The following is a 24185-nucleotide window of genomic DNA, read 5'->3' as shown; positions in this document are numbered from 1 at the left end:
TTACCGCTCCGTGAGCTTCAGCTCGATCCTGCGGTTCTTGCGGTAGGCGTCTTCGTTCTCGGCGGTGTCGAGCGGCTGGAACTCGCCGAAGCCTGCGGCGACGAGGCGCTGCGGCGGCACGCCCTTCGAGACGAGATACTGCACCACCGCGATCGCGCGCGCCGACGACAGCGCCCAGTTCGACGGGAACGCGCCGCGCGTCGGGCGCACGTCGGTGTGGCCGTCGACGCGCATCACCCAGTTGATGTCCGGCGGAATGTCCTTGGTGAGCTCCAGAAGCGCCGTCGCGAGCTTGTCGAGCTCGGGCTTGGCGGCGTCGCTGAGTTCGGCCTGCCCGGTGTCGAACAAGAGCTCGGACTGGAACACGAAGCGGTCGCCGACGATCGTCACGCCCGGGCGATCGGCGAGGATCTGGCGCAGCCGCCCGAAGAAGTCGGAGCGGTAGCGGTTGAGCTCCTGGACCCGCTGGGCGAGCGCCACGTTCAAGCGCGAGCCGAGGTCGGCGATCTTGGCCTGGCTCTCGCGGTCGCGGCTTTCGGAGGCGTTGAGCGCGTCCTCGAGCGCGGCGATCTGGCGGCGGAGCGCCGAGATCTGCTGGTTGAGCAGGTCGACCTGGCTGCGCGCCTGCGCCGACAGCTCGCGCTCCTTGTCGAGCGCGCCCGAAAGCTCGTTCGCCCGGCCGCCTTCGGTCTTCGCGCGGTCGGCGCCGCTCGCCGCGTCGGCCTTCAGCCGGTCGCGCTCGGCCTCGATCGCCGCGAGGCTCGCCTGCATGCTGGAGAGGTCGTCCTTGGCGGTGCGCGCGCCAGAGCGCTCAAGCGCGAGCAGTTCGGTGAGCTCGGCGATCTGGGCGTTGAGGCGCTGGAGCGCGGTGTCCTTGCCCGTCACTTCCCGGCCGAGCAGGAACTGCGCGACCATGAACACGGTGAGCAGGAAGATGATGACGAGCAGCAGCGTCGACAGCGCGTCGACGAAGCCCGGCCAGTAGTCGACCGGCCGGTAGCGCCGGCGCGAGCTCAGCGCCATAGGAGCGGCCGCCGGTCATAGATCGGCGTCTCGAAGCACGCAGGCCCGTCGCTCCCGCGTCTCACTCCGCCGCCCTCTCGCGCTCGGCGAGGAGGCGCTCCAGCAGGGCCTTGATGTCCTGCTGCTGGGTCGACTGCGCCTCCACCCAGTCGCGGATCATCTGCTGCTCGGAGCGCATGTGCTTGACGAGGCCCTGGATGCCTTCCGCGAGATGCGCGGTCGCCTGGCTCGCAGCCTTGGAGGAGCCGCCCTCGGCGAGGCTCTTGTTGAGCTTTTCGAGCGCCGCGGCGATCTCGGGCGAGGCCCCGGCGGACTTGGCGGGCGCGAACGCCGTCGCGTCGCGCGCGTCCGCGTCGGCGGCCGAAACGGCGGCCGCGAGCCAGTCCTCGAGCTCGTTGTGGAAGCGGTTCTGCGCCTGGCCGGCCTGGAGGTCGAGGAAGCCGAGGATCAGCGAGCCCGCGAGGCCGAAGAGCGAGGCCGAGAACGAGGTCCCCATGCCGGCGAGCGGCCCCGCGAGGCCGGACTTCAGCTCCTCGAACAGGACGCCGGTGTCCTGCGTGCCGCCGCCGCCGAGCGAGGAGATCACGCCCGAGATCGACCCGACGGTCTCGAGCAGGCCCCAGAAGGTGCCGAGCAGGCCGAGGAAGACGAGCAGGCCCGTGAGGTAGCGGCCGATCTCGCGCGCCTCGTCGAGGCGGGTGCCGATCGAGTCGAGGATCGAGCGCATCAGCGGCGCGCCGATCGGGGCGCCGCTCGAGATCCGGTCGCCGAGCAGCGAGGCCATCGGGGCGAGCAGCTTCGGCTGCTCGCGCAGCGCCAGCCCCGGCTCGGACATGCGGAAGTCGTTGACCCAGCGCACCTCGGGGAAGAGGCGGATGACCTGCCGGAAGGTGAGCAGCACGCCGATGACGAGCACGGCGAAGATCAGCCCGTTCAGCCCGGGATTGGCGAGGAACGCCTTGGAGATCTGCTGGTTCAGGATGAGCGCGACGAACCCCGCCAGAGCGAGGAAGATCACCATCCGCAGCAGGAACACCCGAGGCGACGACAGCTTGTAGGGATCGAGGTCGGAAAAGGACATCGTGCGCGGGCGGCCCCAAGGATACCACCGCCCATAGAACACGGTTTGGGCGCGCACGATAGCGCGCGCAGGACACGGTCCGCAGGAGGTTTCGGCTGCGTCCGCTCCTGTCGGCGGACGCGGGCGGGCCGCGTGTCCGTTACTGCTTCACGAGCTTCAGCAGCGAGTCGTGCATCGTCTCGTTGCCGGCGACGATCGTGCCCCGCGCCAGCATGTTGTCGAAGCCGTCGGCGTCGGTGACGAAGCCGCCGGCCTCGCGCACGAGCACGATTCCCGCCGCCACGTCCCAGGCCTGCAGGTGGCGCTCCCAGAAGCCGTCGAACCGGCCGGCCGCCACCATGGCGAGATCGAGCGCCGCCGAGCCGAAGCGACGGACGCCCGAAACCTTCGACTGAACGAGCGCGAGCTCCTCGCGGAAGCGGTCATGCGCGGGCTTGCCGAGATGGGGGATGCCGGTCGCGATCACCGCGTCGGTGAAGTCGCGGCGTGCGGCGACGCGGATGCGACGGTCGTTGAGGAAGGCGCCGGCGCCGCGCTCGGCGGTGTAGAGTTCGTCGGTGACGGGATTGAACACCACGCCCGCCACCAGCACGCCGGAGCGTTCCAGCGCCACCGAGATCGAGAACACCGGGATGCCGTGGAGGAAGTTGGTGGTGCCGTCGAGCGGGTCGACGATCCAGCGGTGGTCGGGGTCGGTGCCCGCGATCGTTCCGCTCTCCTCCATCAGGAAGCCGTAGCCGGGCCGGGCGCGCGTGAGCTCGGCGCGCAGCAGCTCTTCGGTCTTGCGGTCGGCGGCCGAGACGAAGTCGCCCGGCCCCTTCATCGAGACCTGGAGCTGCTCGACTTCGCCGAAATCGCGGCGGAGCGCGCGGCCGGCCTTGGTGACGGCCTGGACCATGACCTGCATGACGGGGGAGCGGGGCATTTGGGACTTTCGATCTTGAGGCGTTGGATCAGCGAACTGGGTGCTTCGAGACGGCCCTGCCGGGCCTCCTTCAGCCATGAAGGGTCATTTCGCGTTCCACCAACGCCCCTCATGCTGAGGAGCGCCGAAGGCGCGTCTCGAAGCACGCAGTTCGTCGGAGAGCAATCCCCTTAGTACGGCACGCCCTCGGCGCGCTTGGCTTTCAGCGCTTCGGCGTACCATTCGAGCTCGCGGGCGAACTTGTCGAAGCGCCGTTCGAATTTCTCGTCGGCGGGCTTGCCGTCCTCGCCGAACGCCTTGCCGATCGCCGGCACCGGAAAGGTCGAGGGGATGGAGGGCATCCCGAGTTCGCCGAGCGTCATTCGCAGCTGCATCGCGGCGCGGACGCCGCCGAAGCTTCCGGCCGAATAGCTCACGATCGCCGACGGACGCCAGAAATACTCCTCGAGGAAGTGGTCGAGCAGGTTCTTCAGCGCCGGCGGAACGCCGTGATTGTACTCGCCCGAGACGATCACGAAGCCGTCGGCCCTGGCGTAGATCCCGGCGAGCTCCGCGAGCACGGGCGGCGCGTCGCCTTTGTACTCCTTGTACATCTTGTCGAGCAGCGGCAGGCGGAATTCGATCGGGTCGATCAGCGGCGCGTCATGGCCGCGCGCGCGCAGCGCCTCCGTCACGTGGCGGGCGAGCGTGATCCCCTGCCGCTCGCTGCGGACCGAGCCGTAGAGGACGGGGAGGGTGAGGGACATGCCGTCTCCTTCTTTCGTCCTTCTCCCCTTGCGGGAGAAGGCGGCCGGAGCCGAAGGCGGAGGTCGGATGAGGGGCGTGGGCGACGCCTCTTCCGGAACCGGCGCCGCCGGCGCCCATCACCCTTGCGCTCTCCCGCAAGTGGGGAGGGGCGTGGAGACGTCGCGCTCGTGGGTCAGTCGGCGCGGCGCAGATAGGTGACTTCGTTGGTGTCGACCACGATGCGCTCGCCGGTGCCGATGAAGGGCGGCACCATCACGCGCAGGCCGTTCTCGAGCTTGGCGGGCTTGTAGGAGGAGGCCGCGGTCTGGCCCTTCACGACGGGGTCGGCCTCGACGATCTCGAGGACGACATGATCGGGTAGCTTGACGCCGATCGGGCGCTCCTCGTGCATCTCGACCGTGACCGTCATGCCGTCCTGCAGGAAGGCCGCGCGCTCGCCGATGAAGTCGGTCGCGATCGTGATCTGGTCGTAGGTGGCGGTGTCCATGAAGACGAGGTCGTCGCCCTCGGCGTAGAGGAACTGGAAGTCCTTCTGCTCGAGGCGGACGCGCTCGACGGTCTCGTCGGCCCGGAAGCGCTCGTTGAGCTTGCGGCCGTCGATCAGGTTCTTGAGCTCGACCTGGTTGAAGGCGCCGCCCTTGCCGGGCTTGACGGCGTTGGTCTTGACCGCGGCCCAGAGGCCGCCGTCGTGCTGGATGACCATGCCGGGCGTGATCTGGTTGCCGTTGATCTTCATGGGACTTGGCTTTCGGGCGCTCGATTGGGGCCCGCGCGCGTTTCAACCCGCGCGGTCGGGCGTCGTTTGCCCGCGCGAGGCGCCCGCGTCAAGGCTTGGCGGAGGTCGGCGCCTGCGCGGCGGTCGGTTGAGGCGACGTGGCGGCGGAGGCCGCGGGAGCCGCCGCCACCCGCGCCACCGGTCCGAAACCCTCGCTCCAACGCTCGACGAGCGCGTCGGCCGCGGCCCGATCCTCCGGCTGCAAGGTCTCGGCGAAGCCTTCGAGCCAGGGGTCGCGAAGGCCCTGTCGACTCGCGAGTTTGTGCCAGGCGGCGGCCTTGGCCGCGTCGCGCTCGACGCCGCGGCCATAGGCGTAGAGCCGCGCGAGCCGGTTCTGGCCGATCGGGTTGCCCTGGTCTGCGGCGCGGCGGAAGAGGCGCGCCGCCTCCGCCTCGTTCTTCACGACGCCGGCGCCGTTGAACACCATGATCCCGTACTCGACGAGCGCCGCCACGTCGTCCTGCTCGGCGGCGCGGCGCATCCATTCGGCCGCGGCCGACTGGTCGCGCTCGACGCCGCGCCCTTCCTTCAGCAGCGCGGCGTAGGCGTATTGCGCCGCCGCCTCGCCGAGTTCAGCCGCGCGCTTCATCAGCCGCGCGGCGGCGGCGGTCTGCTGGGGCGAGCCGCCGCGCTCCAGCCGCAGCACCGCGAGGTTGTAGAGCGCCTCGGGCTCGTTCTTCTCGCTCGCGCGCTCAAACAGCGCCATCGCGGCGGTCTCGTCTTTCGCGCCGCCGTTCCCCTGGAGATGGGCGAGCGCGAGCGCCGTCATCGCCTTGGGGTCGCCGGCCTGCGCCGCGCGGCCGTACCAGTCGAGCGAGAGCTTGGGCGCGCGCGGCACGAAGTAGCCGTTGGCGTAGAGCTCGCCGAGCAGCGTCATGGCGGCGGGGTCGGGCGGGTTGGCGGCGGCGCGGCGGGTCGCCTCCTCGAAGGCCTGGCGATAGAAGCCGCGCTGATAGGCGCCGAAGGCGACGTCGGCGTTGGGGTCGACCGGTCCTTCGGGCGCCGGCTGGGCCTGCGGCGCGCTCGGGCCGGGCGTCAGCTGCATCATCTCGCGGAAGCTCGGGATCGGCAGCTCGGGACTGACGATTTCGGGGGCGGCGGCCTGGGCCTTCTCGCGCGGCGGCGCCGGCCGCTTCGCCGGCTCCGCGGCGAGCGCCGGCGAGGCCGCGAGCAGGGCGAGCAGCGTCGCGCCGATCCTCCTCGCGCCGAGCGGCCTCACGAGCCGGGAGCCCGCGCGAGCGACAGCATGGCCTCGGCGGCGGCGACCGCGGCGGCGGGGCCCGCCTCGTTGCGCCAGACGGCGTCGCCGAGCCCGACGAACTCGACGTTTTCCCGCGCGAGCGCCGACACGTCGTCGATGGTCGCAGCGACGCCGACGCAGGGCGTCTGGAAGATCGGGACCCACCAGCCGACGCGCTCGAGCGTCTGCTCGAAATCGGCGTCGTCGGCGCCGAACAGCACATAGTCCGCGCCCGCCTCTCCGACCGACATCGCTTCGTCGCGCGAGACCAGCGGCCCGCATCCCACGATCTTCTCGGGCGCGAAACGCTCGATCGCCTCGATCGCCTCGACGGCGGTCGCGACATGGACGCCGTCGGCGCCGGAGCGGCCCACGATCTCCTCGACGCCGTCGCCCGCGAGCAGGGCCGCGGCGCCCTCCGATTGCACGGCGGAGACCAGCGCCTTGGCGCGGGCGAGAAGGGTGCGTTCGTCGGCCGGCGCGAGGCGGATGACGACGGCGGCCACGTCGCCGGCCAGCACCGCGCTTTCGAGCGTCGCCTCGAAGGCGTCGATCTCGGCGAGCACGGGCGTGATCAGCAGAAGGCGGGGAGCGGGCGCGTCGGTCATGGGCGCGATCAATAGCGGTCCGGGACGCGCTGTGTCACGCCGGGAAATGGCGAAAGCGGGGCGGAAGGTCGTATCGACGCCGGTCTGCAGACCCAGCAGACGGAGCGTGAGAAACACTCCCGTCATGCCCGCGCTTTGCTCGGGTATCCACGACTTCGGCGTCGGGCTCTACGATCCCAGAAAGTCGTGGATGCCCGCGCGGCCGCGCGGGCATGACGGCAAAGCCGGCGTTCATTCAGGAAAGCGATCCCGGACAACGCCAAACGGGCCGCCCGGGATGACGCAGTTCGATCGGCTCATCCCGCCTTGGCGTAGATGTCCATGATGTCGTCGAGCAGCTTGATGGCTTCCTCGCGCGGGCGCTGGAAGGCGTTGCGGCCCATGATCGAGCCGAAGGCGCCGCCGGCGGCGATCTGGCGGATCTCGTCGAGCACGGCGTTGGCGTCGGCCTTGGCCTCGCCGCCGGAGAAGATCACGATGCGGCGGCCGTTGAAGCAGCTCTTCACGACGTCGCGGATGCGGTCCTCCAGCGTGCCGAGCGGGATCTTGCCCTTCTCGTAGGCCTTCTGGGCCGGGGCGAGCGCGATCTTCTCGGTCGGCGGCTTCACCTTGATGATGTGCGCGCCGAGTAGCGCCGCGATGTGGGCGGCGTAGGCGATGACGTCGGCCGAGGTCTCGCCGGCCTTGTCGAGCTCGCCGCCGCGCGCGTAGGACCACACCACGACCGCAAGGCCCACGGACTTGGCCTCCGCCGCCAGCTCGCGGATCTCCTCCATCTGGTCATAGGCCTGGTCGGAGCCCGGATAGATGGTGAAGCCGATGGCCGAGCAGCCAAGGCGGACAGCATCCGCCACCGACGCCGTCACCGCCTGGTCGGCGTCCTCGTTGAGACGCGACAGCGAGTTGGCGCTGTTCATCTTCAGGATGGTCGGGATCTGGCCCGCGAAGGTGTCGGCGCCGGCCTCCAGCATGCCGAGAGGCGCGGCGTAGGCGTTGAGACCTGCGTCGATCGCGAGCTGGAAGTGGTAGTGCGGGTCGTAGGCCGCCGGGTTCACGGAGAACGAGCGCGCCGGGCCGTGCTCAAAGCCCTGGTCGACCGGCAGGATGACGAGCTTGCCGGTGCCGGCCAGCTTGCCGGTCATCAGCAGGCGGACGAGGTTTCCCTTCGTCCCGGGATTGTCGCTTTCGTACCAGGACAGGATCTCGCGGACGCGCGGCGTGATGGCGAGGCGGGTTCCGCCGGTGATCGGGGTCGAGACGTTCATCGTCCTCTCGGAAGCTCTTCAAACGGTTCCAGATGTCGCGCGGCCTTTATAGGGCGCGTCGGCGCGCTTGTCGCGGGCGACGCGGCGCGTCAGGACGGACGACTAGCGATACACGCCCTTGTAGTAAACGCCGGTGACGCTGAAAACACAGCGGCCCGGGAAGGCGTCGACCGCGAACTTGAACTGGACGTTCAGCAGGCCGCCGTTGAGCGTCGCGGAAAAATCCTTCACCGGAAAGGCGCTGTCGAAGAAGTGTTCGGCGCCGCCCGAAAACCCTGCGCCCTTGGCCACGAATTCGAGGCGGCCCTCGCCGTTCGGCCCGTAACGCAGCAGCGCCGCGCCCGAAAAACTCGCCTTGCCGAGCTCGGTCGGGGCCCCGTTGCGCTGGGCGATCATCTCGGAGGTGAACTGGATCGCGAGCCGCCCCTCGTCGTCGAAATCGACATAAGAAGCCCCGACCGGCATGCCGACATAGCAGGAGCCGAGCGCAGGATCGGGCTTTTCGGCGACCGCGATCACCGTCGAGCCGAACTTCCAGAAGCCTTTGATGGAGCCGGGTTCAGGCGCCTTGGTCTCGGGAGCTTTGGCGGTGGGCTTCTGCCGCGGCCCCTGCTGCGCATGGACGCCCGGCGCCGCGGCGAGCGCCGCCGCGATCACAAGAGCCCGTCCGAGCGGACGCAAGACACGCATCGCCGACAATCCCCGAGACGGCGGGTCGCTAATCGAGCGACGATAAGCCGGCGTCCGCCAAGCGGCCAGTCGGTAAAATTACGTAAGCGGCGGTTCGTGAAGAGGCGACGACATCGTCATTCCCGCGCTTTTGCGCGGGCATCCACGACTTTATCGTAAAGCGCGATGTCGACCGAAGTCGTGATGGCCGGCTTCGCCGGGCATGACGGCTGGACACACGTCCCGCGCTCTCAGCCCCGGCTGAGGGCCGCGACGCCCGGGAGCTCCTTGCCCTCGAGCCATTCGAGGAAGGCGCCGCCGGCGGTCGACACATAGGAAAACTTGTCCGCGACGCCCGCATGGTTGAGCGCCGCGACGGTGTCGCCGCCGCCCGCGACCGACAGCAGCTTTCCGGCTTCGGTGAGCTCCGCCGCCTTTTGCGCCGCCGCGTTGGTGCCCGCGTCGAAGGGCTCGATCTCGAAGGCGCCGAACGGGCCGTTCCACACGAGCGTCTTGGCCTTGGCGAACACCTCGCCGACCTCCGCCGAAGCCTTCGGGCCGACGTCGAGGATCATCTCGTCGGCGCCGACTTCGGTCACTGGGGCGACGCGGTTCTCGGCGTTGGCCTTGAACTCCTTGGCGAGCCGGCCGTCGCTCGGCAGCACGATCGTGCAGCCGGCGGCCTTGGCCTTCTGCTCGATCTCCAGCGCGGTGCCGACCAGATCCTTCTCGCAGAGCGACTTGCCGACGTCGACGCCATGAGCCGCCAGAAACGTGTTGGCCATGCCGCCGCCGATGACGAGATAGTCGACCTTCGACACGAGGTTGCCGAGGAGGTCGAGCTTGGTCGAGACCTTCGCGCCGCCGACGACCGCCACCACGGGGCGCTCAGGAGACGATAGCGCCTTGGCGAGGGCCTCGAGTTCGGCCTGCATGGCGCGGCCGGCATAGGACGGCAGGAGCCTGGCGACGCCTTCGGTCGAGGCGTGGGCGCGGTGCGCGGCCGAGAAGGCGTCGTTGACATAGATGTCTCCGAGCTTGGCGATCGAGGCGGCGAAGTCCGGCTCGTTCTTCTCCTCGCCGGCATGAAAACGGGTGTTCTCGAGCAGCAGCACGTCGCCGGGCGCGAGCTTCGCGACCGCGGCCTCGGCTGCTTCGCCCACGCAATCGTCGGCGAACTGGACGTCCTGCATCAGCGTCTTTTCGAGCGCCGGCACCACCACCTTCAGCGATTGGCTCTCGTCGCGCTTGCCCTTCGGGCGGCCGAAATGGGCGAGCAGGATGGTCCGGGCGCCCTTCTGCGCGAGCTCGCGAAGCGTGGGCTCGATGGCGCGCAGGCGCGTGTCGTCGGTGACCCGGTCGCCGTCCATCGGCACGTTGAGGTCCACGCGCACGAGCACGCGCTTGCCGGCGACGTCGACGTCGTCGAGGGTCTTGAAGGCGGCCATCAGAGCACCCGTTCAAAGAGGCTGGGATAGTCAGTCACGAGACCGTCCGCGTCGATCGACAGTTCGGCCGAGAAGCTGCGGTCCGCGGCTTCGTAGAGGAAGCGGCGGCCGGCCTCAACGCATGTGTAGATTTGAAGGTCGACGACCGGTTCGAAACTGTCGAACGGCACATAGACCATCTTGAGCTCCGATCGCATGCCCGCTTCCCACGGGCGGCGGCGGATCGGCAGCGTGTTGGTGAGGGCCGTGCCCGCGAGATCGACGTCGTGGCAGCCGTCGAAGTGGGGGAGATGCTCGCCCGTGCCGTTCGCCCAATGGCCTGCGCCGTCGGAGAGCAGGTGCAGGCCGCGCCCGTCCGCCGTGCCAAGCGCGAGCTCGCGCACGCGCCAGGCCTCGTCGAGGTCGAGCCGGTAGTAGACGCCGTAAGGAGCCGCCCCGCCGCGCGCGCCCACGATCGTGCCGCGCACGACGATGCGGCCCTCCTCGGGCGCGATCACCGCATGGTCGAGCCCGCCGCAGTCGAGCGAGCGCCAGCGGGCGGTGATGGGGCGGGGAGGGGGAAAGGAGGTCATGGGCGGCGGGAACGAACTGCGCGCTTCGAGACGGCCGCTGGCGCGGCCTCCTCGGCATGAGGGAGGTCGAGGTTTGCCTCAACGCTCCTCATGGCTCGAGGAGCGCGTCGCAAGACGCGCGTCTCGAAGCACGCATTGTCCGTCAGATGAGCTTCGCCATCGCCACCGCGGTGTCGGACATGCGGGACGAGAAGCCCCACTCGTTGTCGTACCAGCTCAGCACGCGCACGAAGTTTCCTTCGAGCACCTTGGTCTGGTCGAGCGCGAAGGACGAGGAATGCGGGTTGTGGTTGAAGTCGCTGGAGACGAGCGGCGCGTCCACGACGTCGAGGATTCCCTTCATCGGGCCCGCCGCCGCCGCCTTGATGGCGTCGTTGACTTCCTGCACCGAGGTCGGACGCTTGGCCACGAACTTGAAGTCCACCACCGAGACGTTCGGGGTCGGCACGCGGATCGCGGTGCCGTCAAGCTTGCCCTTGAGCTCCGGCAGCACGAGGCCGACGGCCTTGGCGGCGCCGGTCGAGGTCGGGATCATCGAAAGCGCGGCGGCGCGGCCGCGATAGAGATCCTTGTGCATGGTGTCGAGCGTCGGCTGGTCGCCCGTGTAGGAGTGGATCGTCGTCATGAAGCCATGGTCGATGCCGATCGCGTCGTTCAGCACCTTGGCGACCGGCGCGAGGCAGTTGGTCGTGCAGGAGGCGTTCGAGACGATCAGGTGGTCCTTGGTGAGCTTGTCCTGGTTCACGCCGAACACGACGGTGAGATCCACGCCGTCGCCCGGGGCCGAGACGATCACGCGCTTGGCGCCGGCGGTCAGATGCGCCGCAGCCTTGTCCTTGGCGGTGAAGAGGCCGGTACATTCGAGCGCGATGTCGACGCCGAGCTCGCCATGCGGCAGCTCCGCCGGGTTGCGGATCGCGGTCGCCTTGATGTCGCCGTGGCCCGCCACCGTGATGACGTCGCCGTTGACGGTGACTTCGGCCGGGAAGCGGCCGTGGACGCTGTCGTAGCGCAGAAGGTGGGCGTTGGTCTCGACCGGGCCGAGGTCGTTGATGGCCACGACCTGGATGTCCTTGCGCCCGGACTCCACGATCGCCCGGAGCACCAGTCGGCCGATGCGCCCGAAACCGTTGATCGCGACCTTCACCGTCATTTTCGTCCCATCCTCTCGTCGGCGCCTGTTCGGCGCACTTATCCATCCGTCGGCCGGCCGCAAGACTCATCCGCGGCGTCATGCCCGGCAAAGCCGGGTATCCACGACTTCGTTCGGCGCGACGCCCTACGATCAAGTCGTGGATACCCGAGACAAGCTCGGGCATGACAGCCGGCTGGCCGTCCTATAGAGCGAAAAGCCGTAGAAGCGCTATGACTTTTCGTCGTGAAGGCCATTCACGCCGCTGAAGCGCTCATGTCCTTTGCGAGCGCCACGACCGCCTCGGTCGTGATGCCGAACTTTTTGTAGACCTCCTTGTACGGCCCGCTTTCGCCGAAGCTCGACATTCCGACGAAGCCGCCGTCCGAGCCGACGATCGAGTCCCAGCCCATCCGGATCGCCGCCTCGATCGCGATCTTGACCGGCGCCGTGCCGATCACTTCCGCGCGATAGGCGCCGCTCTGGTCGTTGAAGAGGTCCATGCAAGGCACCGACACCACGCGGGTCGGGACGCCGGCGGCGTCGAGCGCGATCTTGGCCTCGGCCGCGAGGCTGACTTCCGAGCCCGAGGCGAACAGGCTGACCATCGGCGCGCCCTCGGCGGCCTGCAGCTCATACGCGCCCTTGGCCGTGAGGTTCTCTCCGGCGTCTTTCAGGCGGAGCTGCGGCAGGTTCTGGCGGGTGAGCGCGAAGATGCTCGGCCGCGTCTTCGAGGCGACCGCCACTTCCCAGGCCTCCGCCGTCTCGATGCCGTCGCAGGGGCGGAAGACGTTGAGGTTCGGGATCGCGCGCAGCGCCGCGACATGCTCGACCGGCTGGTGGGTCGGGCCGTCCTCGCCGACGCCGATCGAGTCATGAGTGAAGACCTGCACGACGCGGATGCCCATCAGCGCCGCAAGCCGCAGCGACGGGCGGCAGTAGTCGGAGAACACCAGGAAGGTCGATCCGACCGGCAGGATGCCGCCATGGATCGCCATGCCGTTCACCGCGCCCGCCATGCCGTGCTCGCGGATGCCCCAATGCATGAAGGAGCCGCCGCCGCCTTCGGGCGAGATCACCGTCATGTTCTTGGTGAGCGTGTTGTTGGACGGGGTGAGGTCGGCCGAGCCCGAAACGAGCTCCGGCAGTTCGCCCTTCACCACGGTGAGCGCGGCTTCGCCGGCCTTGCGGGTCGCGAGCTCCTTCGGCTCGGCGTAGAGCTTGGCCTTGTAGTCGGCCATCGCCTTGGCGAAGGTCTCCGGCAGGTCGCCGTGGAGGCGGCGTTCGAGATCGTTGCGGACGCCCGTCTCGAGCGCCTCGAAGCGCTTCTCCCACTCCTTGCGGGCGCCCTGGCCGCGCTTGCCGGCCTCGAGCCAGAGCGACTTCAGGTCGTCGGGCACCACGAAGGGCTCGTAGTCCCAGCCGAGATGCTTGCGGGCCGCCGCGATCTCGTCGGCGCCGAGCGCGGAGCCGTGGACCTTCTCGGTGCCGCCCTTGTTGGGCGCGCCGAAGCCGATGACGGTCTTGCAGGCGATCAGCGTCGGCTTGTCGGAGCCTTCCGTCGCCTTGATCGCCGCCTCGACGGCGTCGGCGTCGTGGCCGTCGACATGGACGGCGTTCCAGCCGCAGGCCTTGAAGCGGGCGACCTGGTCGACCGAGTCCGAGAGCGAGGTGTGGCCGTCGATCGAGATGCCGTTGTCGTCATAGAGGAAGACGAGCTTCGACAGCCGGTAGTGCCCCGCGATCGCGATCGCCTCCTGGGAGATGCCCTCCATCAGGTCGCCGTCGGAACACAAGGCGAAGGTGCGGTGGCCGAACACGGTCGGGTATTCGGCCGCGAGGATGCGTTCCGCGAGCGCCATGCCGACGGCGTTCGAGATGCCGGCGCCGAGCGGGCCCGTGGTGGTCTCGACGCTCTCGGTGTGGCCGCGCTCAGGGTGCCCGGGGGTCTTGGAGCCGACCTGCCGGAAGTTCTTGAGCTGCTCGATGGTCATCTCCTTCGAGCCCGTCAGGTGGAGCAGCGAATAGAGCAGCATCGAGCCGTGGCCGGCCGAGAGCACGAACCGGTCGCGGTCGACCCAATACGGGTCGGTCGCGTCATATTTCAGGATCTTGGTGAAGAGCACGGTCGCCACGTCCGCCATGCCCATGGGCATTCCGGGATGGCCGGAATTGGCCTTCTCGACTGCGTCCATCGAAAGGAAGCGGATCGCGTTCGCCATCCGGCGTTGGGTCGCGGCGTCGCTCATGGGGCTGGTCCGATCGGTTCGAGGCGCTAAGAGGCTGCGCCCGGTAGGTCGTAGGGTGGGGCGTGCGCCCCGTCGATGTCGCGCGGGACGTTTAGGACGGCGGCGCCGCGAGTCAACTCGCGCGACGCCCCTATCAACCGTGCAAGGCGCGAAAGTCAGACTTCGTTCCCCCGGCTGCGCCGGCGCCGTTCGCCGGTGGACGGAGCGCAGCCGGCGATTGACGGCTTTTGGCGCGGCCCCCTAAAGTCGCGCGGCAAGACGTTGCGGCCGTAAGTGTTTTCGGCCGCCGGCCACGGGGACATCGGACAGAGTGGGCGATCTCGACCAGGCGCTGAGGCGGCTCAACGCGGCGCTGGAGGCCGCGGAGGCCGCGGCGACGCGCGCGCTCGACACGGTCGACGCCGCCCGCGCCCGCGAGGAGGAGCTGCAGGCCTTCGCCGACGACCGTCAGCGCCTCGCCGATCTGCTCGACCTGTCGGCCGCCAAGGCCGAAGCCTCCGAAGCCAGGCATCGCACGCTCGAGCAGGAGGTCGGCCGTCGTCTCGACGCGGCGATCGGGGCCGTCGAGAGCGTCCTCTCCGAAGCCGGAGCCTGAAGCGATGGCGCAGGTGACGGTCCAGATCGGCGGGCGCGACTACAAGATGGCCTGCGGCGAGGGCGAGGAGGAGCACCTGCTCTCGCTCGGCCGCATGGTCGACGAGCGTTTCGGCCAGCTGCGCGGCCAGTTCGGCGAGGTGGGCGACATCCGCCTTTCCGTGATGACCGCCATCATGATGGCGGACGAGCTTTCCGAGGCGAAGCGCCGCCACGAGGCGCTCGAGACCGAGATCGCGAGCCTGAGGCTTGCGGGCGACGACGTCGCCAAGCAGTTCGACGCGCGCCACGCCGACGTCGCCGAGCAGCTCGCCGCCGCAGCCGAACGGCTGGAGCGGCTGGCGAACGAACTCGGCGAGGGCGCACGGCGGGACTGAGATCGGACGGCCGACGAGCCTATAGCCAGCCGTGCGCGCCGCTTGACCGATCGCCGAGCCGTCGCTCCCTCAACAAACCTGTTTCGCTCCGGTTGTGGCGCTTTCTCTGGTGGGGAGTGATGTCGGTTGCCGCATCGTTTTCGCACAACCTTGTGATCTCTCGCCGACGCCTCTCCCCTTAGCATCTCCTCGGCCTTGTTGGAGGCGAAGGCGCTGAGGGGGCGGCGATGAAAGCGGGTTTCGCGGCGATGATCGCGTTTGGGCTGATGGTGGTGGTCTGGCCGGCGGCGGCCGAGGACTATCCGATGGAGGCCCAGCGCTGCATCTGGCGATGCCTCGCGGACTCGAAGGGCGCTGACGATCCCGCCTATATGCGCTGCGCCGAGCGTCGCTGCTCCGGAAAGCCGGAGCGCAAGCAGCGCGCGAAGCCTGAGCGTCGCTCGGAGGCGCCCGAGCCCGGCCGTTGGACCTACGGGGAGCATCGGAGGCTCGGGCTCTCGGCCTATGTCGAGGTCGGGAGCGAGGCTTTCGGGCTCGCTTGTCCGGCGCCGCGGGCGAATGGCGAGCCGCACGGCTATGCGGTCGCGACGCGCTTCACCCGAGGGCTGTCGCCCTCGCGCGCAGGGCCCGGATGGTTCGTGTCCATCTGGAACGCGCCCTTTGCGGTCGGCGGCGGCGGTCCCTATCCGGCGGCCGGGGACCTGTTCGAAATCGAGAGCGACTACTGCGGTTCTGACATTGCACGGATCAGGTCGTCCGGAACGCTCCTGCTCCTGAAGGAGCCGATGCGCTCGCTGTCATCCGATGACGGCGTCACGCGCCTGGCGCTCGATGGCGCCGGCGGTCCCCTGGTCGTCGAGACCGCCGGCGATCTTGCAAGGCTCGACAGCCCGACAGAGGTTCCCCTCGCGGGCGCGAGCCGGGCGATCGCGCAGCTTGCGAAGAATTGCGCGCCGCTGAGGCGCCAGATGGCCGAGGGCTGCGACGTCGACTGACGCGGCCGATGACTTGACCTCATCAAGGGTCGACGTCGCCACTAGCGCGGCGCATCCGGCTCGCCTATCTTTGTCCGGCGGTGCTGCGGGGTGCGTCAGGACAACTTGAATCCCCGGGCCCTTACGATTCCGAACGGGAGCTGTCCCTGGCCTCGACCGTGGTCTTGGCCATTTACGGCGCCCACCTACTCTGTAGGTGTCCCGGGATCTTACCGTCCAACGGCCATCGTGGCTCCGCGCTTTTCCTTCCGACATGATTGAAGCCCCGCAACAGCCTGACGACGTCGCCGCCCGGAAGGCCGTGGTGCGCAAGGCCGCGCTCGCCGCGCGGGCCGCGATCGGCGAGGCCGAGCGGGCGGCCGCGGGACGGGCGATCGCGGCGCTCGGCGGCGAGATCGTCGCGGACGAACGACCGGCCTGCGTCTCGCTGTTCTTCCCCGTGAAGGGCGAGATCGACATGCTGCCGCTGGCGAGGAAGCTGAGCGCCGCCGGCGTGCCGCTCTGCCTTCCGGTGATCGTCGCCAAGGGCGAGCCGCTCGTCTTCCGCCGCTGGCGGCCGGGCGACGTTCTCGAAGACAGGCCGTTCGGCCTGAAGGAGCCTCCGGACAGCGCGGCCGAGGTCGAGCCCGACCTGCTGTTCGCCCCGCTCTCCGCTTTCGACCGGCAGGGCGGGCGTATCGGCTATGGCGGCGGCTTCTATGACCGGACGCTCGAAAAACTGAGGGCCAAGGGAGCGGCGCTCGCGATCGGCGTCGCGTTCGCAGCGCAAGAGGTCGAAGACGTTCCTGTGGCCGAACATGACCAGCGGATCGATTTCGTGCTCACCGAGAACGGTATTTTGGGACGCTGACCGCGAACCAAGCCGGCGTTCGAGCGTTGTTTCACGCTGACGTCACATGCCGCGCGCCCGCGCGGTCGAAATCGGGAAACTGCGCCATGACCCGCCTCTTCATCGTCTCCTCGCTCATCCTTACGACCGTCGCGCTTTCGGCTTGCGCCAACACAGTGCGCGGCGTGCGCAACGACGTCGCGGCGACCGGGCGGGCCGCGACCGGCCGCTGAGGCGAAAAGACCTCGCCGCAATCAGATCATGACGAGGCTGCGCGCCTCGTTTAGGAAACGCGTCGTCGCCTGAAGGCGGCGGCGCGTTTTCGTTTCAGGATCTCGTCATGCGACTTCTCTTCCTCGGCGACGTCGTCGGGCGTCCCGGCCGGGCCGTGGTGGCGGAGCGCCTGCCGGCCTTGCGCGAGCGCTGGTCGCTCGACCTTGTGGTGATCAACGGCGAGAACGCCGCCGGCGGCTTCGGCATCACCGAGGCGATCTACGAGGATCTTCTGGCCGCCGGCTGCGACGCCGTCACGCTCGGCAACCATTCCTTCGACCAGCGCGAGGCGCTGGTCTTCATCGAGCGCGCCGAGCGCTTGATCCGCCCGGTGAACTTCCCGAAGGGCACGCCCGGCCGCGGCGCGGCGCTCGTGGAGGCGAGGAACGGGGCGCGCGTGCTCGTCGTCAACGTCATGGGGCAGGTGTTCATGGCGCCGGCGCTCGACGATCCGTTCCGGGCCGTCGAGGCCGAGCTCGCCGCCTGTCCGCTCGGCGAGGGGGCGGACGCCGTGATCGTCGACTTCCACGCCGAGGCGACGAGCGAGAAACAGGGGTTCGGACATTTCGCCGACGGCCGCGCGAGCCTCGTGGTCGGCACCCACACCCACACGCCGACCTCGGACCACCGCATCCTTCCGGGCGGCACCGCCTACATGTCGGACGCCGGCATGTGCGGCGACTATGACAGCGTTCTGGGCATGAAAAAGGACGAGCCGGTGCACCGTTTCCTGCGCAAGCTTCCGTCCGGGCGCTTCGAGCCGGCGGAGGGCGAGGGGACGCTGTCGGGCATCGCGGTGGAGCTCGACGGACGCGGGCTCGCGACCAGGGTCGCGCCCGTGCGGATCGGCGGCTGCCTCAGCGAGGCCCGCCCGGAGTTCTGGGAAATCTAAGGGCTGTCGCGTCTGCGCGCCGCATCGTAGCCTGCGGGCGACCATTTTCGGGGGAAGACGACATGAAGATCGCCGCAGCCGCCTGTTTCGGCTTCGTCCTGTTCGCGACGCCGGCTTTTGCCCGGTTCCCCTGCGACGAGCTCTGGGGCGAGCGCAACGCGATCTACAAGGACGCGGGCTACTGCTTCAAGACGGCCAAGGCGATCAAGGCTTTTGGGAACGCCGGCTGCCAATATGACGACATTGCGGACGTGCCGCTGTCGGCCCGCCAGCGCGCCGACGTCGCCGATATCCAGAGGCAGGAGCGCGAGAACGCCTGTCCGCGCTAAGCGGCGGTTCAGGCCGCCTGCGCGGTCCCGCCGAACAGCGCGGCGCCGGCCTCGGTGAGCTCCAGCCGCATGCGGCGGCTTTTCGCGCTGGTCGAGGTGGCGCGCAGCAGCCCGCCCTCGAGCGCTGCGGCGGCGCGCAGCGCCAGCGCATGGCCGACGCCGAAGACGCGCCCGAAACTCATCGTGTCGCGCGCGACGCCTTCGCCGACGGAGACCACCAGAGCGGCCTCGAGCGGCTGAAGGTTCTGGCTCTCGGCGATCGCCTCGACGCGGGCGAGGAAAGCGTCGGCCTCGCTCATGCGCCGCTCCGCTGGCGGAAGGTCACGAGCGTCGACTTCGAGAGCGGGGTGTCCGATCCCTCGCCGGCCTTGTTGAACGGCACGACGGCGTTCAGCTCCGGATAGTAGCCGGCTACGCAGCCCCTGGGGATGTCGTAGGCCACGATGCGGAAGTCTTCGGCGACACGCGCGCGGCCGTCTTCGGAGGACCCCAGAACGTCGACGCGCGCGTTCGGCTCGGCGCCCATCGCGGCGATGTCCTGCGGATTGATGAACACGACACGGCGCTCGCCGTAGACGCCGCGATAGCGGTCGTCGAGGCCATAGACCGTGGTGTTGTACTGGTCGTGGCTGCGGAAGGTCTGCAGCACGAACTGGCCCTCGGTCTTGCGGGCGCTCTGGTGCTCCACCTCGACGGGGAGCGGCGCGGCGGAAAACTCCGCCCGGCCGGACGGCGTCCGCCATTCGCGCTCGGTCGCCGAGTTGCGCAGCCAGAAGCCGCGCGGCTTGCGGACGCGGACGTTGTAGTCCTCGAAGCCCGGAATGACGCGCGACAGGCGATCGCGGATGAGATCGTTGTCGTCCGCCATCGCGGCCCAGTCGATGACCTGCGAGCCGACGGCCTCGGCCGCCATGCCAGCGATGATCGCGACCTCGGATTTGAGATGCGGCGACGCGGGCTTGTTGATGCCGCCCGAGCCGTGGACCATCGACATCGAATCCTCGACGGTGACGATCTGGACCTTGCCCTTGGAATTGCGCTCGATCTCGGTGCGTCCGAGGCAGGGGAGCAGATAGGCGACCTCGCCCACCGCCATGTGGCCGAGGTTCGGCTTGGTGGCGATCTGGACGGTGAGCCTGCAGGCGCGCAGCGCCGCCTCGACGACCGGCGTGTCGGGCGTCGCGCGGGCGAAGTTGCCGCCAAGCCCGATGAAGGCCTTGGACCGACCCTCCACCATCGCGTGGATCGCGTGCAGCACGTTGTGGCCCGGCGTCCGCGGCGAGGCGATGCCGAACTCCTTGTCGAGATTGTCCAGGAACCAGCCTGGCGCGTTCTCGTTGATGCCGACCGTACGGTCGCCCTGCACGTTGGAGTGGCCGCGCACGGGGCAGAGGCCCGCGCCCTCGCGCCCCACATGGCCGCGCAGGAACAGGAGGTTGGCGATCTCGCGGACGGTGGCGACGGAATGCTTGTGCTGGGTCACGCCCATCGCCCAGGTGGCGATGACGCGCTCGGCCCCGAGATAGACGTCGGCGAGCGTCTCGATCTCGTCGTAGGTGAGACCCGACTGATCCTCGATGTGGCCCCAGGGAGTGGCGATCACCTCGGCGCGCCAGGTTTCGATGCCGTGCGTGTGCCGGGCGATGAACTCTTCGTCCAGCAGGCTCGGGCGGCCGGCGGCCTTTTCGAGGTCGTCGCGCGCGAACACGATCTTGGCGACGCCGCGGATCGCCGCCATGTCGCCGCCGAGCTTGGGCTGGAAGTAGTGGGTCGCGATCGAGGTCGCGCCGCCGCGCAGCATCTCGATCTTGTCCTGCGGGTCGGCGAACTTCTCGAGTCCGCGCTCGCGGATCGGGTTCAGCACCGCCACGCGCGCGCCGCGCATCGAGGCCTTGCGCAGGTCGCCGAGCATGCGGGGATGGTTGGTGGCCGGGTTCTGCCCGATCACGAAGATGGCGTCGGCGTGGTGGAAGTCCTCAAGCAGCACCGTGCCCTTGCCGATGCCGATGGAGGCGATCAGTCCGACGCCGCTCGCCTCGTGGCACATGTTGGAGCAGTCGGGGAAATTGTTGGTGCCGAAGCTTCGCGCGAACAGCTGGTAGAGGAACGCGGCCTCGTTGGAGGCGCGGCCCGAGGTGTAGAACTCGGCCTCGTTCGGGGAGTTCAGCTTGCGCAGTTCGGCGCCGATCTCGGCGAAGGCGTCCGCCCAGTCGACCGCGACGTAGCGGTCGGTCGCGGCGTCGTAGCGCATGGGATGGGTGAGGCGGCCGACATTTTCGAGGTCGTAGTCGCTCCAGCCGCGGAGCTCGCTCACCGTGTGCCTGGCGAAGAACGCCGGCGTCGCACGCCGCTCGGTCGATTCCCAGGCGACCGCCTTCACGCCGTTCTCGCAGAATTCGAACGACGAGCCGTGCTCCGGGTCGCCCCAGGCGCAGCCGGGACAATCAAAACCGTCGGGCTGGTTGGCCTTCAGCATGGCCTTCGCGCCAGCGAGCGCGGAGCCGCTCGCGAGCAGATGCTTACCGCAACTGCGAAGGGCTCCCCAACCGCCGGCTGCCTTCGATTTCTTCAGTGCGGGAGCAGCGTCTGTCATTTGAAACGTCTATCAATCAAGCGGCTCGACCGCTGGCTTCGTGCGGTCGGAAGCTAAGTGCAACCACCTAACTCAACAATAATTTTCTATTATCCGCACGGTCGATGGTTTGATCGGCGACGCCTTTCAATCCCGCTGGCTGGAACTCGTCACAACCCAAGTCGATTGTCAGATCTGATCAATCTCTTGGCGCTGGGGCTGCGGGGCGATGTCGCCCGCGATCGGCTCACGACGAAAAAGAGATCGCCTGTGTTGCGTAGCAGCATGGCACATCCGCGCCGGGCGCATGGCGCGTTGGGAAGGCTTCCCGGCCGTCGTCCGCGCGCCCGGCTTCCTTTCGGGCCCGCGCGCCTCTATAAGCCCGCATCCTGAAAATCTGCGGCCGCCCGCCGCGCGCGCCCGACCGGCGCCCCGGAGCGTCCGCGAACCGCCGGAGACTCCCTTGGCCGGGCATTCGCAGTTCAAGAACATCATGCACCGCAAGGGCCGCCAGGACGCGGTCCGCGCCAAGCTCTTCTCAAAGCTCGGCCGCGAGATCACGGTGGCGGCGAAGGCCGGCTTGCCCGATCCCGACATGAATCCGCGCCTGCGCCTCGCGGTGGCCGCCGCCAAGGCCCAGTCGATGCCTAAGGACAACATCCAGCGCGCCATCAACAAGGCGGCTGGCGGCGACACCGAGAACTACGAAGAGGTGCGCTACGAGGGGTATGGCCCGGGCGGCGTCGCCATCATCGTCGAGGCGCTGACCGACAACCGCAACCGCACGGCGTCGGCCGTGCGCTCCTACTTCACCAAGTCCGGCGGCGCGCTCGGCGAAACCGGCTCGGTCGGCTTCATGTTCAACCGCGTCGGCGAGATCGTCTATCCGGCGAAGGCCGGCTCAGCCGACAAGGTGCTGGAGGCCGCGATCGAGGCCGGGGCGGAAGACTGCGAGTCCTCGGAAGAGAGCCACGTCGTCACCTGCGCGTTCGAAGATCTCAACGAGGTGTCGAAGGCGCTCGAGGCCTCGCTCGGCGAGCCCGAAAGCGTGAAGGCGGTGTTCCGCCCGAACGTCACGACCGCGCTCGACGAGGAGAAGGCGACGAGCCTGATGAAGCTGCTGGACAGCCTCGACGAGGACGACGACGTGCAGAACGTGCACGGGAACTACGAGATCTCCGAAGAGGTGATGGCCAAGCTCGGCTGACGGGCCGGGCTGCGCGCCGTGGCCGAGCGTTCCGTCGCTCGGCCAAAATGTTCAGATTTTCTTAGGACTTGGGCGTCGCCCCGCCGTTCCCCGTTCGGTCACGGGAGAACGAATCGTGAGGCGCCGGTTTGTTCTCGTGGAGGGGGCGCTGACGAAGGGAGTCGTCGTCCCAGGTCTAGATGCGGCCGAGCGCTACGAGCAGCGCGAAGAGGGCCGACATCCAGACGGAGCCGCCAATAAGCCCGGTCCAGGTCTGCGACATCACGAGCAAGCCGGAGGCGTCGCGGCCAAAGCCATGCCACGGAAACTCGGTCCGTTCCCCTTGCATCGCCTCGGCCCACGCGCGGCCGAAGCTGAGGGCTGCGAGGGCGAGGCGTCCCGTGCCGTAGAGGATGAACTCCCACAGCACGCCGGCGACGAAACGGACGAGAGCCTCGATCATCGGCTGATGATCGTGGCTCGCCTTCCGATGCGCCAGTGGGCTTCAGCTTTCCGCGCCGTTCGCCCTGCGCACCATGCCCGGGATCAGGAAGAGGTCGACGAGATACCAGATGAGCGCGAGCGGGATCAGCAGATACTGAAAGTCGTTGCCGCCTATGATGAGCGGCAGGAAGAGCGTCGTCACGCCGAGCGCGAGTTGCGCGTAGCCGGATTGCTTGTAGCCGAGATAGAAGCGGTGGAGCCCCAGAAAGCCGCCCCCGCCCATGATCTGCAGCGCATAGGCGACCCACATGGTCTTGCGCGCAGGCGGCGTTTGCCGCGCCGTTGGCGCGGCTTCTTCGGACAGGGCGTCGTGGCTTGTGACGCGGGGCACTCTCGCCAAGGTTCGCCTCCTTCGCCCTGCGGCTTTGGCGTTCGGCTTGCCCGCTGACCTTCGAGAGATGCAAGCGCCAAGGCGGCGGCCGCGATCACGTCCGCGCGCGCCGCGGTAAGGAAGCCGGGCCCGAAGCCTGCGCTCCGGGCCCGGCTGACGCCGCTTACTTTGCGGGCGCGGCCTGAGCGCCCCCTTCGCCCCGCTGCATCTGGAAGAAGCGGTCGAGCTTCTTACCCAACTGCGCGATCATCGACATGTTGAAGAAGTGGGTCGCGCCGAGCACCAGCATCACGAGACCCACCTTGAACGACAGCGCCTCCAGCACGCCATCGACCGTCTCGGGCTTCTCGCCGTAGCTCATGGCCAGCATCGCGTAGCCGAGGTTCACGAGATAGAAGCCCACCACCAGCAGATGGTTGATCGAGTCCGCGAGCGTCTCGTTGCCGCGCAGGAACTCGACCAGGAACACTCGGCCGCGGGTCGAGAGCGTGTGCGCGACCCAGATCGTCAGCGCCGCGCTGATGGCGATGTAGGCGAGATAATTGACGGTCGCGAAGGTCATGACTGCTCTCCATCGGTCTTGGGCTTGGGCCGGTCATCGGCCCGGGCGCCCGGGATGAACCGGGCGATCTTCGCGCCCATCCGCATCAGGCCCCTGAGGGTGCCGATGGGGAGGCGCTTGATTTCGCGGTACCAGACGTCGAGCTCCTGCCCGAAGGCCGAGAGCTCCACGATGCGCCGCCTCGTGATCTCCGGCGTCTCCTTGTCGCCGCTCGCCTCTTCCGAGAGCGCCTTCAGCGCGTCGAGCGTCGGCTGGATCTCCCGCTGGCGGCGGGCTTCGGCGACCTGCATCGCCATCTCCCACGGGTCGCCCAGCGTCTCGAAGTGATCCTTGCGGTCGCCGACCCGGTGGACGAGGCGGGCGAGACCGAGCTGCTGGAGCTCCTTGAGGCTGCCCGAGACGTTGGAGCGCGAGATCGCGAGCTCCCTGGTCAGCTCGTCGGCGTCCACCGGGCGGCCGACGATGAACAGATAGCCGTGGATCTGCGCGACCGAGCGGTTCACGCCCCAGCGCGCGCCCATCTCTCCCCAATGCAGGACGAAGCGTTCCATCAGCGGCGTCATCTGTAATTTCCGTTATTTCAGTCAACACTGAAATTACTGAAATGACGGGCGGTGTCAAGGGGCGGGGAGACGATGCAGCTCGAAAGGCTCGATCCGTCGGCGTCATCCCGGCCGAAGAGCCGGGATCCAGAACCATCTCGTCGGCCCCAGCCCTGCGCCGCCGCCGCGTCTGGATCCCGGGTCAAGCCCGGGATGACGGGTCGAGGTTCGGGCGCAGGCCGCCCGCCCGGCGCGCTCCGCGGACGCAGAGAGGGCGCGCCATCCGCCGCCGTCATCCCGGCCGGAGAGCCGGGATCCAGAACCATCTCGTCGGCTCCAGCCCTGCGCCGCCGCCGCGTCTGGATCCCGGGTCAGGCCCGGGATGACGGGCCGAGGTTCGGGCGCAGGCCGCCCGCCCGGGGGCGTTCCGTGGACGCAGAGAGGGCGCTCGATCTGCCGCCATCA

27 protein-coding genes and 1 other RNA gene are annotated in these 24185 nt (G+C 68.8%); 9 read left to right on the top strand and 19 right to left on the bottom strand.

Going from position 1 to position 24185, the window contains the following annotated elements:
- From ACFOWB_RS23035 to tkt, 13 genes are all read right to left on the bottom strand, one after another.
- A complete protein-coding gene (locus ACFOWB_RS23035; RefSeq protein ID WP_261404659.1) occupies window positions 1-1023 on the bottom strand; it encodes a peptidoglycan -binding protein in 1023 nt (340 codons plus the stop codon).
- Window positions 1024-1084: 61 nt separating this feature from the next.
- The gene (locus tag ACFOWB_RS23030) at window positions 1085-2104 is read right to left on the bottom strand and encodes a flagellar motor protein MotA (RefSeq protein ID WP_378149613.1); all 1020 of its coding nucleotides are present in this window, start codon (window positions 2102-2104) and stop codon (window positions 1085-1087) included.
- A 139-nt stretch (window positions 2105-2243) separates the two neighbouring features.
- The gene (locus ACFOWB_RS23025; protein WP_261404658.1) at window positions 2244-3029 is read right to left on the bottom strand and encodes an inositol monophosphatase family protein; all 786 of its coding nucleotides are present in this window, start codon (window positions 3027-3029) and stop codon (window positions 2244-2246) included.
- A gap of 170 nt (window positions 3030-3199) precedes the next feature.
- Window positions 3200-3775, bottom strand: a complete 576-nt coding sequence (locus tag ACFOWB_RS23020; RefSeq protein ID WP_261404657.1) for an NADPH-dependent FMN reductase — start codon at window positions 3773-3775, stop codon at window positions 3200-3202.
- Window positions 3776-3948: 173 nt separating this feature from the next.
- Window positions 3949-4512, bottom strand: coding sequence for an elongation factor P (gene efp, locus ACFOWB_RS23015; RefSeq protein ID WP_261404656.1), 564 nt, complete (start codon window positions 4510-4512; stop codon window positions 3949-3951).
- Window positions 4513-4600: 88 nt separating this feature from the next.
- Window positions 4601-5770, bottom strand: coding sequence for a tetratricopeptide repeat protein (locus ACFOWB_RS23010; protein ID WP_378149609.1), 1170 nt, complete (start codon window positions 5768-5770; stop codon window positions 4601-4603).
- Window positions 5767-6399, bottom strand: a complete 633-nt coding sequence (locus tag ACFOWB_RS23005) for a thiamine phosphate synthase (RefSeq protein WP_261404654.1) — start codon at window positions 6397-6399, stop codon at window positions 5767-5769. Before ACFOWB_RS23005 ends, ACFOWB_RS23010 begins: the two co-directional genes overlap by 4 nt.
- Before the next feature lie 296 nt (window positions 6400-6695).
- Window positions 6696-7664: a class I fructose-bisphosphate aldolase gene (locus tag ACFOWB_RS23000; RefSeq protein WP_378149607.1), complete on the bottom strand. Its 969-nt coding sequence runs from the start codon at window positions 7662-7664 to the stop codon at window positions 6696-6698.
- A 102-nt stretch (window positions 7665-7766) separates the two neighbouring features.
- Window positions 7767-8354: a hypothetical protein gene (locus tag ACFOWB_RS22995; RefSeq protein ID WP_261404653.1), complete on the bottom strand. Its 588-nt coding sequence runs from the start codon at window positions 8352-8354 to the stop codon at window positions 7767-7769.
- A gap of 230 nt (window positions 8355-8584) precedes the next feature.
- The gene (locus tag ACFOWB_RS22990; RefSeq protein WP_261404652.1) at window positions 8585-9781 is read right to left on the bottom strand and encodes a phosphoglycerate kinase; all 1197 of its coding nucleotides are present in this window, start codon (window positions 9779-9781) and stop codon (window positions 8585-8587) included.
- A complete protein-coding gene (locus ACFOWB_RS22985; RefSeq protein WP_261404651.1) occupies window positions 9781-10353 on the bottom strand; it encodes a putative glycolipid-binding domain-containing protein in 573 nt (190 codons plus the stop codon). Before ACFOWB_RS22985 ends, ACFOWB_RS22990 begins: the two co-directional genes overlap by 1 nt.
- Window positions 10354-10495: 142 nt before the next feature.
- Complete coding sequence (gap, locus tag ACFOWB_RS22980; protein ID WP_378149603.1) at window positions 10496-11506, bottom strand: type I glyceraldehyde-3-phosphate dehydrogenase; 1011 nt, start codon at window positions 11504-11506, stop codon at window positions 10496-10498.
- Between the two features lie 236 nt (window positions 11507-11742).
- The gene (tkt, locus tag ACFOWB_RS22975; protein ID WP_378149601.1) at window positions 11743-13734 is read right to left on the bottom strand and encodes a transketolase; all 1992 of its coding nucleotides are present in this window, start codon (window positions 13732-13734) and stop codon (window positions 11743-11745) included.
- 310 nt (window positions 13735-14044) lie between these two features.
- On the opposite strand from tkt, the gene ACFOWB_RS22970 reads away from it, so the two are divergent.
- From ACFOWB_RS22970 to ACFOWB_RS22935, 8 genes are all read left to right on the top strand, one after another.
- Window positions 14045-14329: a DUF4164 family protein gene (locus ACFOWB_RS22970; RefSeq protein WP_261404648.1), complete on the top strand. Its 285-nt coding sequence runs from the start codon at window positions 14045-14047 to the stop codon at window positions 14327-14329.
- A gap of 4 nt (window positions 14330-14333) precedes the next feature.
- Window positions 14334-14705, top strand: coding sequence for a cell division protein ZapA (gene zapA, locus ACFOWB_RS22965; RefSeq protein WP_261404647.1), 372 nt, complete (start codon window positions 14334-14336; stop codon window positions 14703-14705).
- Between the two features lie 227 nt (window positions 14706-14932).
- Window positions 14933-15700 carry a hypothetical protein gene (locus tag ACFOWB_RS22960; protein ID WP_378149597.1) on the top strand — a complete coding sequence of 256 codons (768 nt, stop codon included), beginning with the start codon at window positions 14933-14935 and terminating at the stop codon, window positions 15698-15700.
- Window positions 15701-15777: 77 nt separating this feature from the next.
- Window positions 15778-15939: non-coding RNA, 6S RNA (gene ssrS / locus ACFOWB_RS22955), on the top strand.
- Between the two features lie 14 nt (window positions 15940-15953).
- A complete protein-coding gene (locus ACFOWB_RS22950; RefSeq protein ID WP_378149595.1) occupies window positions 15954-16550 on the top strand; it encodes a 5-formyltetrahydrofolate cyclo-ligase in 597 nt (198 codons plus the stop codon).
- 86 nt (window positions 16551-16636) lie between these two features.
- Window positions 16637-16762, top strand: a complete 126-nt coding sequence (locus ACFOWB_RS22945; protein WP_261404645.1) for an EncA/B family entericidin — start codon at window positions 16637-16639, stop codon at window positions 16760-16762.
- A 107-nt stretch (window positions 16763-16869) separates the two neighbouring features.
- Window positions 16870-17694, top strand: a complete 825-nt coding sequence (locus tag ACFOWB_RS22940; RefSeq protein ID WP_261404644.1) for a TIGR00282 family metallophosphoesterase — start codon at window positions 16870-16872, stop codon at window positions 17692-17694.
- 62 nt (window positions 17695-17756) lie between these two features.
- Entirely contained in the window at window positions 17757-18023 is a 267-nt protein-coding gene (locus ACFOWB_RS22935; RefSeq protein ID WP_261404643.1) for a YARHG domain-containing protein, read from the top strand.
- An 8-nt stretch (window positions 18024-18031) separates the two neighbouring features.
- Here ACFOWB_RS22935 and ACFOWB_RS22930 read toward each other — a convergent pair whose 3' ends face one another.
- The gene (locus tag ACFOWB_RS22930) at window positions 18032-18322 is read right to left on the bottom strand and encodes a hypothetical protein (protein ID WP_261404642.1); all 291 of its coding nucleotides are present in this window, start codon (window positions 18320-18322) and stop codon (window positions 18032-18034) included.
- A complete protein-coding gene (locus ACFOWB_RS22925; protein ID WP_261404641.1) occupies window positions 18319-20616 on the bottom strand; it encodes an FdhF/YdeP family oxidoreductase in 2298 nt (765 codons plus the stop codon). The genes ACFOWB_RS22930 and ACFOWB_RS22925 overlap by 4 nt, the downstream gene beginning before the upstream one ends.
- A 442-nt stretch (window positions 20617-21058) precedes the next feature.
- On the opposite strand from ACFOWB_RS22925, the gene ACFOWB_RS22920 reads away from it, so the two are divergent.
- Window positions 21059-21802, top strand: a complete 744-nt coding sequence (locus ACFOWB_RS22920) for a YebC/PmpR family DNA-binding transcriptional regulator (RefSeq protein WP_378149591.1) — start codon at window positions 21059-21061, stop codon at window positions 21800-21802.
- Window positions 21803-21977: 175 nt separating this feature from the next.
- On the opposite strand, the gene ACFOWB_RS22915 is transcribed toward ACFOWB_RS22920, so the two are convergent.
- The 4 genes from ACFOWB_RS22915 to ACFOWB_RS22900 form a co-directional block, all read right to left on the bottom strand.
- A complete protein-coding gene (locus ACFOWB_RS22915) occupies window positions 21978-22244 on the bottom strand; it encodes a hypothetical protein (protein ID WP_261404640.1) in 267 nt (88 codons plus the stop codon).
- A gap of 42 nt (window positions 22245-22286) precedes the next feature.
- Window positions 22287-22616: a TM2 domain-containing protein gene (locus ACFOWB_RS22910; protein ID WP_261405682.1), complete on the bottom strand. Its 330-nt coding sequence runs from the start codon at window positions 22614-22616 to the stop codon at window positions 22287-22289.
- Between the two features lie 163 nt (window positions 22617-22779).
- Complete coding sequence (locus ACFOWB_RS22905; RefSeq protein WP_261404639.1) at window positions 22780-23178, bottom strand: hypothetical protein; 399 nt, start codon at window positions 23176-23178, stop codon at window positions 22780-22782.
- The gene (locus ACFOWB_RS22900; protein ID WP_378149588.1) at window positions 23175-23741 is read right to left on the bottom strand and encodes a GbsR/MarR family transcriptional regulator; all 567 of its coding nucleotides are present in this window, start codon (window positions 23739-23741) and stop codon (window positions 23175-23177) included. Before ACFOWB_RS22900 ends, ACFOWB_RS22905 begins: the two co-directional genes overlap by 4 nt.
- Window positions 23742-24185: the final 444 nt, after the last annotated feature.

It is taken from the genome of Chenggangzhangella methanolivorans, from assembly GCF_042648545.1.
GTDB classification, from domain to species: domain Bacteria; phylum Pseudomonadota; class Alphaproteobacteria; order Rhizobiales; family Methylopilaceae; genus Methylopila; species Methylopila methanolivorans.
The sequence above is the reverse complement of the archived record's forward strand: the minus strand, read 5'-3'. Positions and strand labels throughout refer to the sequence as shown.

Coding starts and splice junctions, on each gene's coding strand:
- ACFOWB_RS22940 (WP_261404644.1), top strand. CDS start 16,870: ATGCGACTTCTCTTCCTCGGCGACGTCGTCGGGCGTCCCGGCCGGGCC.
- ACFOWB_RS22960 (WP_378149597.1), top strand. CDS start 14,933: ATGAAAGCGGGTTTCGCGGCGATGATCGCGTTTGGGCTGATGGTGGTG.
- zapA (WP_261404647.1), top strand. CDS start 14,334: ATGGCGCAGGTGACGGTCCAGATCGGCGGGCGCGACTACAAGATGGCC.
- tkt (WP_378149601.1), bottom strand. CDS start 13,734: ATGAGCGACGCCGCGACCCAACGCCGGATGGCGAACGCGATCCGCTTC.
- ACFOWB_RS23000 (WP_378149607.1), bottom strand. CDS start 7,664: ATGAACGTCTCGACCCCGATCACCGGCGGAACCCGCCTCGCCATCACG.
- ACFOWB_RS22900 (WP_378149588.1), bottom strand. CDS start 23,741: ATGACGCCGCTGATGGAACGCTTCGTCCTGCATTGGGGAGAGATGGGC.
- ACFOWB_RS22935 (WP_261404643.1), top strand. CDS start 17,757: ATGAAGATCGCCGCAGCCGCCTGTTTCGGCTTCGTCCTGTTCGCGACG.
- ACFOWB_RS22915 (WP_261404640.1), bottom strand. CDS start 22,244: ATGATCGAGGCTCTCGTCCGTTTCGTCGCCGGCGTGCTGTGGGAGTTC.
- ACFOWB_RS22925 (WP_261404641.1), bottom strand. CDS start 20,616: ATGACAGACGCTGCTCCCGCACTGAAGAAATCGAAGGCAGCCGGCGGT.
- ACFOWB_RS22990 (WP_261404652.1), bottom strand. CDS start 9,781: ATGGCCGCCTTCAAGACCCTCGACGACGTCGACGTCGCCGGCAAGCGC.
- ACFOWB_RS23005 (WP_261404654.1), bottom strand. CDS start 6,399: ATGACCGACGCGCCCGCTCCCCGCCTTCTGCTGATCACGCCCGTGCTC.
- ACFOWB_RS23030 (WP_378149613.1), bottom strand. CDS start 2,104: ATGTCCTTTTCCGACCTCGATCCCTACAAGCTGTCGTCGCCTCGGGTG.
- gap (WP_378149603.1), bottom strand. CDS start 11,506: ATGACGGTGAAGGTCGCGATCAACGGTTTCGGGCGCATCGGCCGACTG.
- ACFOWB_RS23035 (WP_261404659.1), bottom strand. CDS start 1,023: ATGGCGCTGAGCTCGCGCCGGCGCTACCGGCCGGTCGACTACTGGCCG.
- ACFOWB_RS23025 (WP_261404658.1), bottom strand. CDS start 3,029: ATGCCCCGCTCCCCCGTCATGCAGGTCATGGTCCAGGCCGTCACCAAG.
- ACFOWB_RS22930 (WP_261404642.1), bottom strand. CDS start 18,322: ATGAGCGAGGCCGACGCTTTCCTCGCCCGCGTCGAGGCGATCGCCGAG.
- efp (WP_261404656.1), bottom strand. CDS start 4,512: ATGAAGATCAACGGCAACCAGATCACGCCCGGCATGGTCATCCAGCAC.
- ACFOWB_RS22945 (WP_261404645.1), top strand. CDS start 16,637: ATGACCCGCCTCTTCATCGTCTCCTCGCTCATCCTTACGACCGTCGCG.
- ACFOWB_RS22905 (WP_261404639.1), bottom strand. CDS start 23,178: ATGACCTTCGCGACCGTCAATTATCTCGCCTACATCGCCATCAGCGCG.
- ACFOWB_RS23020 (WP_261404657.1), bottom strand. CDS start 3,775: ATGTCCCTCACCCTCCCCGTCCTCTACGGCTCGGTCCGCAGCGAGCGG.
- ACFOWB_RS22995 (WP_261404653.1), bottom strand. CDS start 8,354: ATGCGTGTCTTGCGTCCGCTCGGACGGGCTCTTGTGATCGCGGCGGCG.
- ACFOWB_RS22985 (WP_261404651.1), bottom strand. CDS start 10,353: ATGACCTCCTTTCCCCCTCCCCGCCCCATCACCGCCCGCTGGCGCTCG.
- ACFOWB_RS22950 (WP_378149595.1), top strand. CDS start 15,954: ATGATTGAAGCCCCGCAACAGCCTGACGACGTCGCCGCCCGGAAGGCC.